This is a genomic window from Sinorhizobium sp. KGO-5, assembly GCF_036245905.1.
GTDB classification, from domain to species: domain Bacteria; phylum Pseudomonadota; class Alphaproteobacteria; order Rhizobiales; family Rhizobiaceae; genus Sinorhizobium; species Sinorhizobium meliloti_A.
The window spans coordinates 1,640,512-1,656,206 of the sequence record NZ_BDIZ01000001.1 but is presented as its reverse complement, the minus strand read 5'-3'; the positions used below and the strand labels follow the sequence as shown (position 1 = coordinate 1,656,206).

Annotated in this window: 9 protein-coding genes and 2 pseudogenes; 5 read left to right on the top strand and 6 right to left on the bottom strand. The window is 63.3% G+C overall.

Annotated elements, in window-relative coordinates; all coding sequences use genetic code 11:
• The first annotated feature begins 10 nt into the window (after positions 1-10).
• The 3 genes from rnd to BHD07_RS07820 all read left to right on the top strand — a co-directional run bounded on the left by rnd (position 11) and on the right by BHD07_RS07820 (position 3,928).
• Positions 11-1,162 carry a ribonuclease D gene (gene rnd, locus BHD07_RS07830; protein ID WP_275596491.1) on the top strand — a complete coding sequence of 384 codons (1,152 nt, stop codon included), beginning with the start codon at positions 11-13 and terminating at the stop codon, positions 1,160-1,162.
• Positions 1,163-1,407: 245 nt separating this feature from the next.
• Positions 1,408-2,499, top strand: coding sequence for an adenylate cyclase Cya2 (gene cya2, locus BHD07_RS07825; protein ID WP_100672141.1), 1,092 nt, complete (start codon positions 1,408-1,410; stop codon positions 2,497-2,499).
• Positions 2,500-2,569: 70 nt separating this feature from the next.
• A complete protein-coding gene (locus BHD07_RS07820; RefSeq protein ID WP_100672140.1) occupies positions 2,570-3,928 on the top strand; it encodes an esterase-like activity of phytase family protein in 1,359 nt (452 codons plus the stop codon).
• Between the two features lie 67 nt (positions 3,929-3,995).
• Here BHD07_RS07820 and ppx read toward each other — a convergent pair whose 3' ends face one another.
• The 4 genes from ppx to BHD07_RS07800 all read right to left on the bottom strand — a co-directional run bounded on the left by ppx (position 3,996) and on the right by BHD07_RS07800 (position 9,707).
• Positions 3,996-5,519 carry an exopolyphosphatase gene (gene ppx / locus BHD07_RS07815; RefSeq protein ID WP_100672139.1) on the bottom strand — a complete coding sequence of 508 codons (1,524 nt, stop codon included), beginning with the start codon at positions 5,517-5,519 and terminating at the stop codon, positions 3,996-3,998.
• Between the two features lie 11 nt (positions 5,520-5,530).
• The gene (locus BHD07_RS07810) at positions 5,531-7,741 is read right to left on the bottom strand and encodes an RNA degradosome polyphosphate kinase (RefSeq protein WP_018094702.1); all 2,211 of its coding nucleotides are present in this window, start codon (positions 7,739-7,741) and stop codon (positions 5,531-5,533) included.
• A 63-nt stretch (positions 7,742-7,804) separates the two neighbouring features.
• Positions 7,805-8,494 carry a DnaA regulatory inactivator HdaA gene (gene hdaA, locus BHD07_RS07805; protein ID WP_018094701.1) on the bottom strand — a complete coding sequence of 230 codons (690 nt, stop codon included), beginning with the start codon at positions 8,492-8,494 and terminating at the stop codon, positions 7,805-7,807.
• A 73-nt stretch (positions 8,495-8,567) separates the two neighbouring features.
• Positions 8,568-9,707, bottom strand: a complete 1,140-nt coding sequence (locus tag BHD07_RS07800) for an AI-2E family transporter (protein WP_018094700.1) — start codon at positions 9,705-9,707, stop codon at positions 8,568-8,570.
• A gap of 221 nt (positions 9,708-9,928) precedes the next feature.
• Between BHD07_RS07800 and purM the strand changes: the two genes are divergently transcribed.
• Positions 9,929-10,999, top strand: coding sequence for a phosphoribosylformylglycinamidine cyclo-ligase (gene purM, locus BHD07_RS07795; protein WP_100672138.1), 1,071 nt, complete (start codon positions 9,929-9,931; stop codon positions 10,997-10,999).
• A complete protein-coding gene (gene purN, locus BHD07_RS07790; RefSeq protein WP_100672137.1) occupies positions 10,996-11,658 on the top strand; it encodes a phosphoribosylglycinamide formyltransferase in 663 nt (220 codons plus the stop codon). Before purM ends, purN begins: the two co-directional genes overlap by 4 nt.
• Positions 11,659-11,668: 10 nt before the next feature.
• Here the strand turns inward: purN and BHD07_RS07785 are convergent.
• Positions 11,669-13,050: pseudogene (locus BHD07_RS07785) on the bottom strand (virulence factor).
• Positions 13,047-15,652: pseudogene (gene mprF / locus BHD07_RS07780) on the bottom strand (bifunctional lysylphosphatidylglycerol flippase/synthetase MprF). The pseudogenes BHD07_RS07785 and mprF overlap by 4 nt, the downstream one beginning before the upstream one ends.
• Between the last annotated feature and the right edge of the window lie 43 nt (positions 15,653-15,695).

Genomic DNA, 15,695 nt, shown 5'->3' with positions numbered 1-15,695 from the left:
TTAAAGCCCGATGATTCAAACGACAGCAGATCTTGAGGCCGCCTGCCAAGAGCTGGCCCGTTCAAGCTATATTACGATCGATACGGAGTTCCTGCGCGAAACCACGTTCTGGCCGGTGCTGTGCCTCATCCAGATGGCAAGCCCGGATATGGCAGTGATCGTCGATCCGATGGCACCCGGAATCGACCTCGCCCCGTTCTTCGCGCTCATGAGCAACCCGGATGTCGTGAAGGTGTTCCACGCCGCCAGGCAGGACATCGAGATCATCCATCATCTCGGAAACCTCATTCCTCATCCGATCTTCGATACGCAGGTGGCCGCGATGGTTTGCGGCTTCGGTGACAGCGTTTCCTATGATCAACTTGTCAACCGCATCAAGAACGAGCAGATCGACAAGTCGTCTCGTTTCACCGATTGGAGCCGCAGACCGCTCACCGACAAGCAGCTCGACTATGCGCTGGCGGACGTGACGCATCTGAGGGATATCTACCAGTACCTCACCAAGGAACTGGATCGCGAGGGACGCTCCTCCTGGCTTGCGGAGGAAATGGCGATCCTCGAAAGCCGGGAAACCTACGACCTCCACCCCGACAATGCCTGGCAGCGGCTGAAGATGCGGGTGAAGAAGCCCATCGAGCTCGCCGTCCTGCAGAAGGTGGCGGCGTGGCGCGAACGCGAGGCGCGGGCTCGCAACGTACCGCGCGGGCGAATTATCAAGGATGATGCGATCTATGAGATCGCGCAGCAGCAGCCTAAGGATGCCGAGGCGCTCGGACGCCTCAGGACCATTCCCAAGGGCTGGGAGCGCTCGAGCGCGGGGACGGCCCTCATCGAGGCCGTCGGCGAAGCCTTAGCAATCCCGAGGGGCGAGCTGCCTCGTCTGCCGCGCCAGAACCACGCACCCGAAGGCGCTGCGGCAGCGAGCGAGCTGCTCAAGGTGCTGCTGAAACTCATCTCCGAAAAGGAGGGAGTCGCGGCCAAGATCATCGCCAACAGCGACGATCTCGACAGGATCGCAGCAGAGGGCGAAGGCGCCGACGTCGCCGCCCTCAAAGGCTGGCGGCGTGAGCTCTTCGGCATGACGGCGCTGAAACTCATCAATGGCGAGGTGGCATTGCGCTTTGTCGACAAAAAGGTCGAGGCGGTGGAAATCGGCGGTTGAAAACCGCCGCTCGACGACAATTTTCCGCCCGAATCTGAGCTTAGCCGAGTCGTTTCGACGGCTGCTCGCCGCAAAACGGCGCCGATCAGCCGTTTCTACATGCCGAGCGGGACCGCCGGCCCCGCATGCTCCAACTGCATGTGTCCTTTGAGGACAAAACATGTAGCAATTCCACTTTCTCCAGCGACCTTTGCGTGCCTGATAACACGTGCGGCGCTGTATATTCTCGTTTTCGAGGCTGTCACATGCGCTGGAGATTTTCCACGCTCGAGATCATCCTGTTGCTGCTCGTCGTCGCCGGCAGCGGCATGGCCTATGCGTGGGTCGTCTACGGCGGCGGCGGTCTGATCGGCGCAACCTATGCGCTTTTCATGTGCATGCCGATTCTCGCCTTTGAACGGCACATCATCTTCCGGCGCCTTTACCGGAGGATCCACGGATCGCCGACGCCGGCGTTTCTTCTCTCGTCCCTCGCCGTCTACTTCATATTCGTCAACGTCGGATATGCAGCCGCCGGGCTGCTTTTGCACGTCGCCGGCGTCATGCGTGAAAGCAGGACGGACGCGATGCTGCCATCGCTCAATGTGCTGGTGTACGCACTTGCGACCTCCGGTCCGATCATATTCGTGCTCAGGGTGCGCGAATTGCTCGGCCGCGATATTTTCCTGAGCCTCCTGACTGGGCGATACCGCAAGCCGGTGCAGGAGGAACGCGTGTTTCTTTTCATCGATCTCGCCGGATCGACATCGCTTGCCGAGCGCTTCGGTGACCTGCGCATGCAGGAATATTTGGGAAAGCTGTTTGCAGCCATGGCTGATCCCGTGCTGCGCTATGGCGGATCCATCGACGACTATGTCGGCGACGCTGCCGTGATCACCTGGCCTTACGATCGCGCTGTCGCGGATGCAGCCTGCATCCGCTGCGTGTTCGACATTCTGGAGCAGATCGAAGCGGACGCCCGTCGCTGGCGAAAAGACTACGGCGAGGTGCCGCGCCTGCGTGCCGCTCTGCATGGCGGCACGATCGTTGCCGCGGAGATCGGCGTCGACAAACACAAGATCACCTATTTCGGCGACACCGTGAACACGACGGCACGCCTGGAGGGCCTGTGCCGAACGCTCGACCGTCAGGTCTTGATCTCAGCCGATCTGCTGCGGCGCTTGCGCCCGCCCGTCTTCGTGCGCGCCGAGGATCTCGGCGAGCATGAGGTCAAAGGTCGTGGCCAGAAGCTCGCGGTTCTGTCGCTCACGGCCGGTCCGCTCAGCGGCGAGGGCGCCATGGATCCAGACGGGAAGCCCGTTAGCAGTCCGTCCGTCGGGGCATTCACCTCGCTGTAAGACAAACTTCAAACAGCTGTCATCGAAGCCGCCTATCGGGTTCACCTGCACTCCAACCCGAGGTGAACTTATGACGAAACCCATCCTTGCCGCCATGGCGTTAACCCTTCTGGCGTCGAGCGCCGCGCTTGCCGAGGAAAAGGCCTTTCCTGCAGCGCTCGAGGCGCACGCGATCCTTCCCGCAAACACCATTATCGCTGCGCCGGCGGATGCCGCGGAGTACCTCAAGACCTCGGGCAAGTTCTCGACCGCCGACCGCAAGCGCGCCGCCGAACTGGGCAGCGTCGCGGGCAAGGATGGCGTTCGCCCGACCGGTCTGTCGCTTCCCTTCAACGGCCAGCCGATGCAGGGCTTCTCCGGCATCAAGGCGATGGAGGACGGCACTTTCTGGAGCCTTTCGGACAACGGCTTCGGCAACAAGCTCAACTCGACCGACGCAATGCTGATGCTCCACCACCTCAAGATCGACTGGGACGCCGGCAAGGTCGAGGCGTTGAAGACCCTGTTCCTGTCCGACCCAGAGCGCAAGGCGCCCTTCCCCATCGTCATGGAAGGCTCGGCCACCCGCTACCTCACGGGCGGCGACTTCGACGTCGAATCGATCCAGCCGGTGGCCGACGGCTTCTGGGTCGGTGAGGAATTCGGACCCTACATCCTGAAGTTCGACCTTGACGGCAAGCTCACCGATGTCATCGCGACCGTTGTCGACGGCAAGCCCGTGCTCTCGCCGGACAATCCGGCACTGACGCTGCAGGGAGATCCCTCCAAGAAGGCACCGGACTTCAACCTGAAGCGCTCCGGCGGTTACGAAGGGCTGGCACTTTCGAAGGACGGCGCGAAGCTCTACGGACTGCTCGAAGGCCCGATCTGGGCGGACAGCGAGTCGGTGGAAGAGGCGGAGGGCCGGCCGGCGCTGCGGATCGTCGAGCTTGACGCCGGCAGCAAGGCCTGGACCGGGCGCAGCTGGCTGTATCCACTCGCCGAAGGCGGCGAAGCGATCGGCGACTTCAACATGCTCGACGAGAAGACCGCGCTGGTGATCGAGCGCGACAACGGCGCCGGCACCGTCGACAAGGCCTGCGCGGATCCCAAGAACCCGCAGCCGGATTGCTTCGCCGTCGGATCGAAGCTGAAGCGTGTCTACAAGATCGCCATGAGCGACGAAAACGTCGGCAAGGCCGTGCACAAGATCGGCTATGTCGACCTGCTGAAAATCGCCGATCCGAACAACCGCAAGCGCCAGGGCGGCGGCGAGGGCTATTACGACATGCCCTTCGTCACCATCGAGAATGTCGATCGCGTGGACGAAACGCATATCATTGTCGGCAACGACAACAACCTGCCATTCTCCGCCGGGCGTTCGCTCGACAGGGCGGACGACAATGAATTCGTGCTGCTCGAAGTCGGCGAATTCCTGAAGGCCGAATAAGTGGCGCAGTGCCGCGCATCGTCAGATGCGCGGCACCCTGCTGTGGCAGGAACGAGCCGGAAAGGGTTCAGCGCTCGAAGGAGAAGGCGAGCTTCTTGCCGGTAAGCTTGCCGAGTTGCTGGAGCCGGCCGTCGAGGCGTTCGCCCTCGAAGTCGGCATAGGCTGCCGGGACGACGAATTCGAGATCGATGTCGGGCTTCGAAGATCGCCGGAGCGTGAGGTGGCGCGCCACACCCGGCATGGAGGCCGAAAAGAGATAGGCGACGCGCAACAATCCGCCCAGGAGCTTCGCCAGCTCGAGCAGGCGCGGCGTCGTGATGCCTGCGAGCGGGCTCGTGGCGCCGTCGTCGTTAAGCCCCTCGAAGCGGTAGTAATTCGCGAGCGCGATATAGGCCCGTCCCGCATGCGTGATGCCGGTGAACGCCGAGTGCGCAATGATGTTCAGCGCCTGCAGACCGCGATAGTCCGGATGCGCCCGCCAGCTGATATCCGCCAGCAGACAGGCGGCCTGGCGGTAGCGCCTCTCCTCTTCCGTTTCTTCGATGCCGAAGAACGACACGAGGCGGCCGGTCCATTCGGCGAGCTCTCGCGCATGCTCGGGCGAACGGGCCCGAAGGATGGCGAGTTCGTTGGCAGCCGTCAGCAGCGGGTCCTGCTGGCGTTCCTCACTGGAAAGCAGCGAAAAGAGATACCCTTCGCGGACGCCGAGCGCGGAAAACGAGATGCGCTCGGGCTTCATGATGGAGATTGCCTCGTGCATCGTCACCGCACCGAAGGGCAACAGGCTCCGGCGGCTCTTGGAAATCGTCGCATAGGCGGAGGGCTTGATATTCTTCGGCTCCATCACTTCGGCAAGGATCGCCAACGCCTCGTCATAGGAGATCTCGTAACCCTGCATCATGTGCAGCGGGTAGTTGTGCATCTCCATGTGCAGCTTGGCGATGGCTCGCCAGGTTCCGCCCACGGCGTAGAACGTGCGTCCGGTCCCCTTCTTCAGGACCTCGGCGTCTTTCATGACTTTGCGTACCCAGGTCCGCGCCTTGCTGAGCGAGCCGCTCGAATGTTCGAAGAGGCGGATGCCGCCCAGAGGCAGCGTTATGCCCTTGCCGATCCGCTTGCCGTCTACATCGACAAGCTCAAGCGAGCCGCCGCCGAGATCGCCGACGACGCCATCCGGCTCATAGTAGCTGCTGACGATGCCCATCGCCGAGTAATGGGCCTCCTCCTCCCCGCTCAGGATCTTCACCCTTTGCCCGAGGATGGCTTCCGCCCTTTCGATGAAGGCCGCTCCGTTGGTGGCCTCCCGCGCCGCAGCGGTCGCGATCACATACATCTCGGTCGCGCGCGCCTGGTCGGAGAGTGCACGAAAGCGGTGCAGCGCCCTCAGCGCCCTGGCCACGCTTTCCTCCTCCATGCGGCCGGTGGCATCGATGCCCTTGCCGAGGCCGCACATCACCTTCTCGTTGAAAAGCATTGCCGGCGAACGGCTCAGCCCTTCATAGACGACGAGACGAATGGAGTTGGAGCCGATATCCACAACGGAGACCGGGCGGATACCGGGCAGACGTCCCTGCGCTTCAGATTCGACCATGCAATTCCAGTTTACTTGTGCCAGCCGCTCTTCCAGCCGGCGATCAGCTTCGGTGCACTGGATTTCAGAGCCTCACCCCGGCCCGAAAGGCTCGGATTGGTCATGAAATAATGCTGAGCGTTGAACGGCTCGGCGTCCTTGCCGACTTCCATGCGGCGCGAGGTGCCGTCCGGAAGAATCTCGTAGCTCTGCTGGTTGTCGATGAGATTGCCCAGCATGATCTGCGAAAGAACCTGTTCGTGCACAGTGCGGTTGATGAGAGGAACGAGCGTCTCCACCCGCCTATCCAGATTGCGCGGCATCATATCCGCCGAGCCGATATAGACAAGCGCATTCTCCGATGGAAGTCCATGTCCGTTGCCGAAGCAGAAAATTCTTGAATGCTCCAGGAAGCGACCGACGATGGACTTGACGCGGATGTTGTCGGAGAGCCCGGGCACCTGCGGCCTGAGGCAGCAGATGCCGCGCACGACGAGATCGATCTCGACGCCTGCGCAGCTTGCCTTGTAGAGCGCATCGATGATTTCCGGGTCCACCAGGGAGTTCATCTTCATCCAGATCGACGCCGGCCGCCCGGCTTGCGCGTGGACGATCTCCTCCTCGATGTGCTTGAGGATGCGCGGACGCAGCGTATGCGGTGACACTGCGAGTTTCATTCCCCCTTCCGGCTCGCCGTAGCCGGTGATGAAGTTGAAGATGTTCGCCATGTCGTGGGCGATCACCGGGTTGCAGGTGAAGAACGACAGGTCGGTGTAGATTTTTGCCGTGACCGGGTGGTAGTTTCCGGTGCCGAGATGGCAATAGGTCCTGAGCTTGCCCTCCTCACGGCGCACGACCATCGACATCTTGGCGTGGGTCTTCAACTCGATGAAGCCGAAAACCACCTGGACGCCGGCGCGCTCGAGGTCGCGCGCCCAGCGGATATTCGCCTCCTCGTCGAACCGCGCCTTGAGCTCGACAAGCGCCGTCACCGACTTGCCGGCCTCGGCGGCATCGATCAGCGCGCGCACGATCGGGCTGTCGTTCGAGGTTCGGTAAAGCGTCTGCTTGATCGCGAGCACGTCCGGATCGCGCGCAGCCTGCAGCAGGAACTGCACGACGACATCGAAGGATTCGTAGGGGTGGTGGACCACCATGTCCTTTTCACGGATGGCGGCAAGACAGTCGCCCGCATGTTCGCGCACACGCTCCGGGAAGCGCGGATTGTAGGGCTCGAATCGCAGGTCCTCGCGCGGCGCCTTGGTGATCTCCGAAAGCGTGTTCAGCGCCAGCAGGCCCGGCAGGACCGCGACGCGATTTTCCGGGACGCCGAGCTCCTGCACGACGAACTGGCGCAGCGAAGCCGGCATCTCCGAATCGGTCTCGATGCGGATCACCGAGCCGCGACGGCGGCGCTTGAGGGCGGTCTCGAAAAGACGCACGAGGTCTTCGGCTTCCTCCTCGACTTCGATATCGCTGTCTCGAATGATGCGGAACGTGCCCGACCCCTTCACCTCGTAGCCCGGAAAAAGCCGGTCGATGAACTGGCTGACGACATCTTCGAGGGTGATGTAGCGGATGACGTTCTTGACATCCGGCAGGCGAATGAAGCGATCGAGCGCCACCGGCAGGCGCAGCAGCGCCGTCATCGGGTCGCGCCCGGTCTTGCTGACGAGCTGCAGGCCGATGGAGAAGCCGAGATTCGGAATGAACGGGAACGGGTGCGCCGGATCGATCGAGAGCGGCGTCAACACGGGGAAGATCGCCTGGTCGAATTCGTTCGCGAGCCAGCTGCGATCCTGCGCGGAAAGCGAAGCCGGACGGACGATGAGGATATCTTCCTTGGCGAGATATTGCTGCAGGACGGCAAGCGATGCCTGCTGCTCCATCTGCAGATTGTCGACTTCCGTCAGAATGCTCTCGAGCGTTTCCGCCGGCGTCAGGCCGTCCGGGCTACGCAGCGAAAGCCCCGAACGGACCTGGCCCTCCAGACCCGCGACACGAACCATGAAGAATTCATCGAGATTGGCGGCGGAGATCGACAGAAAACGGACGCGCTCCAGAAGGGGGTGCGCCGTGTTCAGCGTCTCCTCGAGGACCCGGCGGTTGAACTGAAGCCAGGAGAACTCGCGGTTGACGAAGCGCTCGGGGCTCTTGAGAAGGTCCAGCGCCTCGGCCGGCGCCTCACGCTTCTGCTCAGCAGATGCCTCGTGTTCCGTGATTGCAGACGTTGCGCTGTCCATGCCTGTAAAGCCCCATTACTCCGAACGACGAGCTACCCCAGTTTGACGACGGAACTGTGACAGTCAATCGGAGAGGCTTGTATTTGCAAGCTCTTCCAGAACTTCCGCGGCGAGCGCACGGGTCGGCCGCGTTCCACGCGCAAGCGCCAGGTGATCTATCCGCTCGACGATGGTCTGCGCCGCCTCCAGCGAGCGTTCCATGCGCGCGACGACGTAGCCGACCAGGCGCTCGTCCACGAGGAGCTGGCGGTCGGCGAAAAGCTTGGTGAGCACCTGCGCGAGCAATTCGTCGTCGGGCTCGCCGATTTCGACCACGGTGGCAGCCTTGAGGCGCGACTTGAGGTCAGGAAGTCGCACCGGCCATGACATCGGCCATAGCCGAGACGTCATCAAAAGCGCCGTACCGTTCTGTCGCACGCTGTTGATGACATGGAAGAGTGCCGTATCGTCGAAGCCCTGGCGGTCGGCATCCTCGAAGAGGACCGGCTTTTCCGCGGCGATATCGGCAGCGTTCGAGCCGGCAAAGGGATGTATCGGCTCCGCCCTCGCCTTTTCGCGCCAGATGCCCGCAAGATGCGATTTGCCGGAACCGACCGGCCCGCAAATGATGACCACCGGCGACGGCCAGACGGGCCAGTGATCGACGATGGAAATGGCCGCGCTCAACCGGTCCGAGACGAGCAGGTCGTCGCGACCGGTTGCGGGCGCATGGCCGAAGACCAAAGGCAATTGTTCGGACAGATGTCTCTTCATGCATTACCCGTGAGCATTCACCTTTTGCAGCTACGCACGTCCGCACGGAAAACCGCTATGCACTGGAAGTGCTCTAGCCGTTGCTCTCCGGCTCCTTGTGAACGGCTGTTCTATGCCCGTGATAGAGATCGCTATCAAGGTACCGCTGGATGCCGAAGCGGACAAGCACACCGATCGCGGCCGCTGCGGGCACCGCCACGAGCAGGCCGACGAAACCGAAGAGCGCGCCGAACGCAAGCAGGGCGAACATCAGCCAGACCGGGTGCAGCCCGACGCTTTTGCCGACCAGTTTCGGCTGCAGAATATTGCCTTCGAGAAACTGGCCGCTGAAGAAAACGGCGAGAACCACAAGGATCCAGACATAGTCCGGCCAGAACTGAACGAGCGCGACGCCGAGCGCAAGCACGAGACCGACCAGCGATCCCACATAGGGGATGAAACTGATCATGCCGGCGAAGAGGCCGATCAGGAGGCCGAAATTGAGGCCGACCATGCTCAGCCCGATCCCGTAGTAAAGGCCGAGGATCACGCAGAGAGAGCCCTGGCCGCGTACGAACCCGGCAATGGTCGTATTCATGTCGCGAGCGATCTGCCGCACGACCTCGACGTAATCGCGCGGTATCCAGCTGTCGACCCTGTCGACCATCCGGTCCCAGTCGAGCAGCAGATAGAAGGCGACGACAGGGGTGATGACGAATAGGGACAGGATATTGAGAAGTGCGAGGCCGGAATTCCAGATCTGCTGGAACAGCGTGCCGAGGAAGCTTGCGCCTTGCTCTAAGAGCTTGGCCGAGTTCTGCTTGATGGTCGTCATCTGGCCGGCGAGCCAGTCCGGTAACAGCGTCGACTGGCTGTCGGTCAGGAACTCCTGGAGCCTGGTGATGTAACCCGGCATTTTCTGAATGAATTCGGCAGCCTGCGTGACGACCAGCGGAACGATGATCATCAGCGACAGCGCCAGCACGACGACGAAGGCGACCAGGATGGCGATCGTCGCCATCAGCCGGCTCAGACCGAGCCGCTCCAGGCGATCGGCTACAGGATCGAGAAAATAGGCGAGCGCCATGCCGGCGAGAAAGGGCAGAAGGATGGAACTGAACACCAGCAGGAAGGCAATGAAGCCGACAAGCACCAGCAGCCAGAAAAAGATCTGGCGCTGAAGTCCCATACTGCTGACCCGATCGCCCATGACGGCCCCCGTTGCGCGCGGCACACCGCACCTTCCGCGTCGTTCGTTCGCACGAGATAGGGCTTGGGGCGCGCCAAGGTCAAGTCCGGCGGCGGTCACGGAACAAACGGCCTGTGACCGGCAGAAGGCGCTGACCACAGGCAGATTCACGAAAAAAGCAGGATCGGGCGCGCCTCCGCGCTTGCACTCCTCGCTTCTCCGTGCCAATCGCATCCGCAATCAGCGACGAGCCTTGGAGAGCGAGCATGAGCCAGTCGGGAAAGAACGGCCTCACCTACAGCGACGCAGGTGTCGATATCGATGCCGGCAACCTGCTGGTCGAGAAGATCAAGCCGCATGTCCGCTCGACCCGGCGCCCCGGCGCCGATGGCGAGATCGGCGGGTTCGGCGGCCTTTTCGACCTGAAGGCCGCCGGTTTCAGCGATCCGGTCCTCGTCGCCGCCAATGACGGCGTCGGCACGAAGCTCAAGATCGCGATCGACGCCGACAAGCACGACACGGTCGGCATCGACCTCGTCGCCATGTGCGTGAACGATCTCGTGGTGCAGGGCGCCGAACCGCTGTTCTTCCTCGACTACTTCGCGACCGGCAAGCTCGATCCCGACCAGGGCGCCGCGATCGTCGCGGGAATTGCCGCCGGCTGCCGCGAGGCCGGATGCGCGTTGATCGGCGGCGAGACGGCCGAGATGCCGGGCATGTATTCCGGCGGCGACTACGATCTTGCCGGCTTTGCCGTCGGCGCGGCCGAGCGCGGGCAGCTTCTGCCTGCCGGCGACATCGCCGAAGGCGACGTCATCCTCGGGCTTGCCTCGTCGGGCGTGCACTCGAACGGCTATTCGCTGGTGCGCAAGATCGTTTCGCTCTCGGGCCTTGCCTGGGATGCTCCGGCACCTTTCGGCGAAGGCACCCTCGCCGACCTCCTGATGACTCCGACGCGCATCTATGTGAAACCGCTCTTGAAGGCGATCCGCGGGACGGGTGCGATCAAGGCGCTGGCCCACATCACCGGCGGCGGCTTCCCCGAGAATATTCCGCGGGTGCTGCCGAAACACCTTGCCGCCGAGATCGACCTCGGCGCCATCAAGCTGCCAGCCGTCTTCTCGTGGCTCGCAAAGACCGGCGGCGTTGCCGCCAACGAGATGCTGCGCACCTTCAATTGCGGCGTCGGCATGATCGCCGTGGTTCCGGCGAGCGAAGCGGAAAAAGTTGCGGCCGTGCTTGCCGGCGAAGGCGAAACGGTCTTCACGCTCGGCCGCATGGTCGCACGCGCCGAGGGCACACCCGGCACGATCTACAAGGGCAATCTCGCCATATGAGCTTGATGACCGGCAAGAAGAAGGTCGTCGTGTTCATTTCCGGCGGCGGCTCCAACATGATCGCGCTGGCGAAGGCTGCCGCCGCGCCGGATTTTCCGGCCGAGATCATTGCGGTGATCGCCGACAAGGCGGATGCAGGTGGCCTCGACAAGGCGGCCGGGCTCGGCATTCCGACCTTCGCCTTCGTTCGCAAGGATTTTGCGAGCAAGGAAGCGCACGAGGGAGCAATCCTGGCCGAGCTCGACCGCCTCCAGCCGGACGTGATCTGTCTCGCGGGCTATATGCGCCTTCTTTCTGCGGCCTTCATCCAGCGCTACGAGGGCCGGATCCTCAACATCCATCCGTCACTGCTTCCGCTCTTCCCAGGGCTCCACACGCACCGCAGGGCGATCGACGCCGGGATGAGGATCGCAGGCTGCACCGTGCACTTCGTGACGGAGGGTATTGATGACGGGCCGATCGTCGCCCAGGCGGCCGTACCGGTCGTTTCCGGCGACACGGCGGATACCCTCGCCGCCCGCGTCCTTACCGTCGAGCACAAGACCTATCCGATGGCGCTTCGGCTCGTGGCTGAAGGCAAGGTGCGGATGGAAGCCGGCCGGGTGGTCAGCCATGCCGTGGGCGAGGCAACGGGTACGCTCATTTCCCCCGTCACCTGACGTAAGCGGGTCATCTTCCCATCGCCAGCCGCCGGTCGAGCGCATCAAGGACGCGTCGTGTCAGAGCGGCATAATCGCCATCGAAATGATGGCCACCCTGGATGGGAACCACCTCGATACCGGAGGATTTCAGATCCGGGCAAGCGTCGTCCTCCTCGTCGGTGCCGTAGATGCACTGAACGAGTGGCGGCTCGATCGCCTTGATGTCGTCGACCGGGTCGCCGGCATTCCCCTCCCCATCGGCGCCGAGCCAGCCGAGGACGGAGATCTTGTAGTCGGCGCGATGCGACAGTGCCATGAGCGTGACCTGCCGTATGCGTGCGCGGGTCGCGGGCGCAAGCAGGTTGTATGTGCGCGGCAGGATGTCGGCGCCGAAGGAATAGCCGATCAGCACTACGTTGCGGACGTTCCACCGCTTGCCGTAATAGGTGATGACACGGGCGAGATCGTCCGCCGTCGCCTGCGGCTGGCGCTCCGACCAGAAATAGCGCAGCGAATCCACCCCGACGACGGGCACGCCCTGCTGCTGCAGGGCATTGCCGACCTCCTTGTCGATGTCGCGCCAACCGCCGTCGCCGGAATAGATCACCGCCATGGTATCGCGCGTTGGCTTCGCATCGAGAACGGTCAGGGGGAGCCCGAACGGGTTGTCCCCGTCGTCCTCCTGCTGGATGTACCCGGCGAGCGTGCCGGAGAGTGCGGCATAGACGTCTTCGTCGCTCGCCTGGACTTCGACGTCCGGATGCTTGGCTGCTAGAGCGGCAACGTGCTCGCGCCCGGCGGGCGACGCAGACGGCGAAGAGATTACGGTTACCGGGTCGGGTAAGGCGCCATCGGTCAGGCCGTAGACCATGCGGTCGCCTTTTCGAGTTTTTTCGGCAGGAGTGCAGAGCTGCTTCGTCAGGGCGATACCCTCTTCGGGATCGACCGCGAGCGTCCGGCCGATGGTCGCTGCGGGCGACTGTGCGGCGATTGCCAGCGCCATGGCCCCGCCGGCGCCGACGCCAGCGACGATCGGCGGCCGATAGGCGCCGCTGTCGGCCGCGCGCTGTACCTGCTGACTCAAGGATTCGATGTCCGAAACCGTGTAGACGCAGTCCCCCTCATCCCTGGCAAGGGCTGCCAGATACGCCTTGAGGTCGATGCCGATGACGAGCGCTTTCTCGCTCGAAAGCTTTCGGGCCGCGGCATCCTCCCTCTCTGTCCAGCCGCCGGCGTCCGAAAGCAGCACCACGGCGCCGGAAGGCGCCTCTTTCGGGAACAGGATGTGCGGTGCGGGGATCATGCCGGTGTCGAACTTTGCCGAGTCTTCGGCAAAAGACGGAAGGATGCAGTGCCGGCAATCAGGGCCGCCAGGGCTGCACGCTTCAATATCCTCTTAATGGGGGTCATTTCCCGAGCACTCCCTTCAGACCGCCACCGATCAGGAATGTCGCATCATCAGCGCCAGGATCGGGTTGAAGCCGCCGCTCGCCACCAGGTAGCGCGGTTGCCACTGCGGGTGAAACTTGGACTTGAAGGCACGCAATCCCTTGAAGTTGTAGAAGCGCTCGCCGTGCTCGTAAAATGCCCGGCCGGCGCGGTCCCATACGGGCGCCAGCCGCCGCTCCGACATTCCCGACAGCGGTGCCATTCCGAGATTGAAACGCCGATAGCCTTCGTTTTTCAGATATTCCATCAGTTGCGCGAACAGGAAATCCATCGCCCCTTTCGGCGCCTCGGGCGAGAAACGCATGAGGTCGACCGAGCCCTCCTCCTTCGTGCCGGTGATCAGAATATTGGAGAAGGCCACGATGCGACCCTGCCATTTGAGGATCGCAACAGGCTGCGCCGTCAGATATCGCGGATCGAAGGCGCCGAGGGAAAAGCCCTTTTCCCGCGCATTGTGGTGGGCGAGCCAGGCATCGGAAACGGCCTCGAGCTCCGGAAGGAGAGCCGACACCTCCGCAGGCGCGACGACCGAGAACTCCAGCCCGTCGCGAAGGCCACGGCTCACCTGCTGGCGCAGGTTTGCCCACTTGCCGCCCTTCATCTCGAAGCGCGTGAGATCGACCTCGGCAAGTTCGCCGAGGCGGAAGGCTCGCAAGCCCGCATCCGCGTAATGGGCAAGCCCGCGCGCCGAGACCTGGTAAAAGACGGCCCGGCAACCATTGGAGCGCGCCGCCTCGATGAACTGCCAGATCAGGTCCGGCCAGGCATCCACGGGCCCGACCGGATCGAACAACGCAATCCAGGAACGCGCCCAGCGGCCATACATGATGAAGGCCCGGCCGTCGGCGGAGAACATGATGCTCTTGTCACCCATGCGCACGAGGTTGGCATCGGACATGTCCTGCGCGTCGACGATGGCGATAGCCCGTTCCATCTCCTGCCGGCAGGCGGGCGCAACCGCCGCAGCGGCCGGGCGCATCAGGCTCCAGGTCGCTACAGCACTTGCGCCGATCGTCACTCCCAGAAGGGCGCGGAGCCCGCGCGGCGCCTCGGCGGAGAATTCGAACTGCCACCAGAGCTCATGGCTATATGCGACGTCGCGATAGACGAAGAGCAGGACGACGAATGCGCCGAAACAGATGACGCCGAGCGCGGTAAGCCACGGCAGCGTCAGCGCCTGTCCGAAAAGCGAGGCAGGACGGTTGAAGAGCCGACGACTCGCGAGCAGCCCGACAAGGAGGAAGGCGAGCATGCCGGCTTCCCCGAGCGCCACCGCCTTCACCAGGGAAAGCAGGATTGCGGCCAGCGCGATCGCGATCGATGCCCACCAGGCGCCGTCGAGACGCAGCGCCAGCCCCCGAGCGACGATGAACAGCGCCAGCCCCAACAGGCTCGCCAGGAAATGCGCCCCTTCAATGATCGGAAGGGGCACGTAATTCGCAAGAAAGTCCAGGTTCTCGTCCGGCGTCGGCGTCACGCCCGAGAGCACCAGCATCAAGGCGAGGACGAGCGCCAGCGTGGCAAGCAATAGCGGCGTCATCCGGCCGCCGGCGCGGCGAAGGCTGGAGGCTGCCGGGTGGCCCGCCAACTGGCGGAGTTCGATGCCGATCATCACGACGATGGCGATGAGCAAGGGCAACAGGTGGTAGATGACGCGGTAGAGGACGAGTGCACCGAGCACCGCGTCGACGCCGGCTGCGCGGCCCAGGCTCGCAACGATCACCGCTTCAAAAACGCCGAGCCCCGCCGGCACGTGACTGAGCACCCCGAGGCCGACCGCCACGGCGTAGATCGCCAGGAAGGCGGGCCAGCCCACCGTTCCGGCGGGCAAAAGGACATAGAGGACGCTCGCCGACGCAGCGAGATCGAGCGCCGTCACGAGGAACTGGCGCGACGACGTCCGTGAGTCCGGCAGACGAAGGACGAGGCGGCCGATGCGGACCTCGCGACCGCTGCGGGCGGCGACCAGCACCGCCAGCAAGCCGGCAAGGACGAAGGCGGCGATTGCCCGCAGCCATGCCGCATCGATCCCGGTCAACGGCGCCACGTATTCGCCAACGGCAAGCAGGCTCAGGCATGTGACCGTCGCGAGCCCCAATCCGAAGGCGAGCGTGACGAAGGCGATGATACGGGCGATCTCCTCCGGTTCCAGTCCAAGGCGCGAATAGGACCGATAGCGGATTGCGCCGCCGCTCAGCGGACCGAAGCCCGCCGTGTTGCCGACCGCATAGGCGCAGGCGGCGGTGAGCGCGACGGCGGGATAGGGGAGCTTGCGTTCGATGTAGTCGAGCGCGCTGACGTCATAGAAGGTGAGTGCGAGGAAGCTCAGGCCCGTGAACAGGATCGCCGTTGCCACCGATCGCCGGCTTGTTTCCGACAGCGCCGACACGACATCGTCATATTGCACCTCGGCCGTCAGGTGAAAGATCGCGGCCCCGAAGAACGCGATCACGAGGAGTGTGCCTAGCGCGGAGAGATAGCGCTGGTTGCGCTTCAGAAAGAGCATCCATGCGCCCCGCGGCCGCTGGTCTTTCTCTTCAAACTCTTCAGAGGAGGACGCCATTGGATCGCCCGTGTCGTTGAAGGAGACGACAAGGACTTACCGC

Coding starts and splice junctions, on each gene's coding strand:
- rnd (WP_275596491.1), top strand. CDS start 11: ATGATTCAAACGACAGCAGATCTTGAGGCCGCCTGCCAAGAGCTGGCC.
- cya2 (WP_100672141.1), top strand. CDS start 1,408: ATGCGCTGGAGATTTTCCACGCTCGAGATCATCCTGTTGCTGCTCGTC.
- BHD07_RS07820 (WP_100672140.1), top strand. CDS start 2,570: ATGACGAAACCCATCCTTGCCGCCATGGCGTTAACCCTTCTGGCGTCG.
- ppx (WP_100672139.1), bottom strand. CDS start 5,519: ATGGTCGAATCTGAAGCGCAGGGACGTCTGCCCGGTATCCGCCCGGTC.
- BHD07_RS07810 (WP_018094702.1), bottom strand. CDS start 7,741: ATGGACAGCGCAACGTCTGCAATCACGGAACACGAGGCATCTGCTGAG.
- hdaA (WP_018094701.1), bottom strand. CDS start 8,494: ATGAAGAGACATCTGTCCGAACAATTGCCTTTGGTCTTCGGCCATGCG.
- purM (WP_100672138.1), top strand. CDS start 9,929: ATGAGCCAGTCGGGAAAGAACGGCCTCACCTACAGCGACGCAGGTGTC.
- purN (WP_100672137.1), top strand. CDS start 10,996: ATGAGCTTGATGACCGGCAAGAAGAAGGTCGTCGTGTTCATTTCCGGC.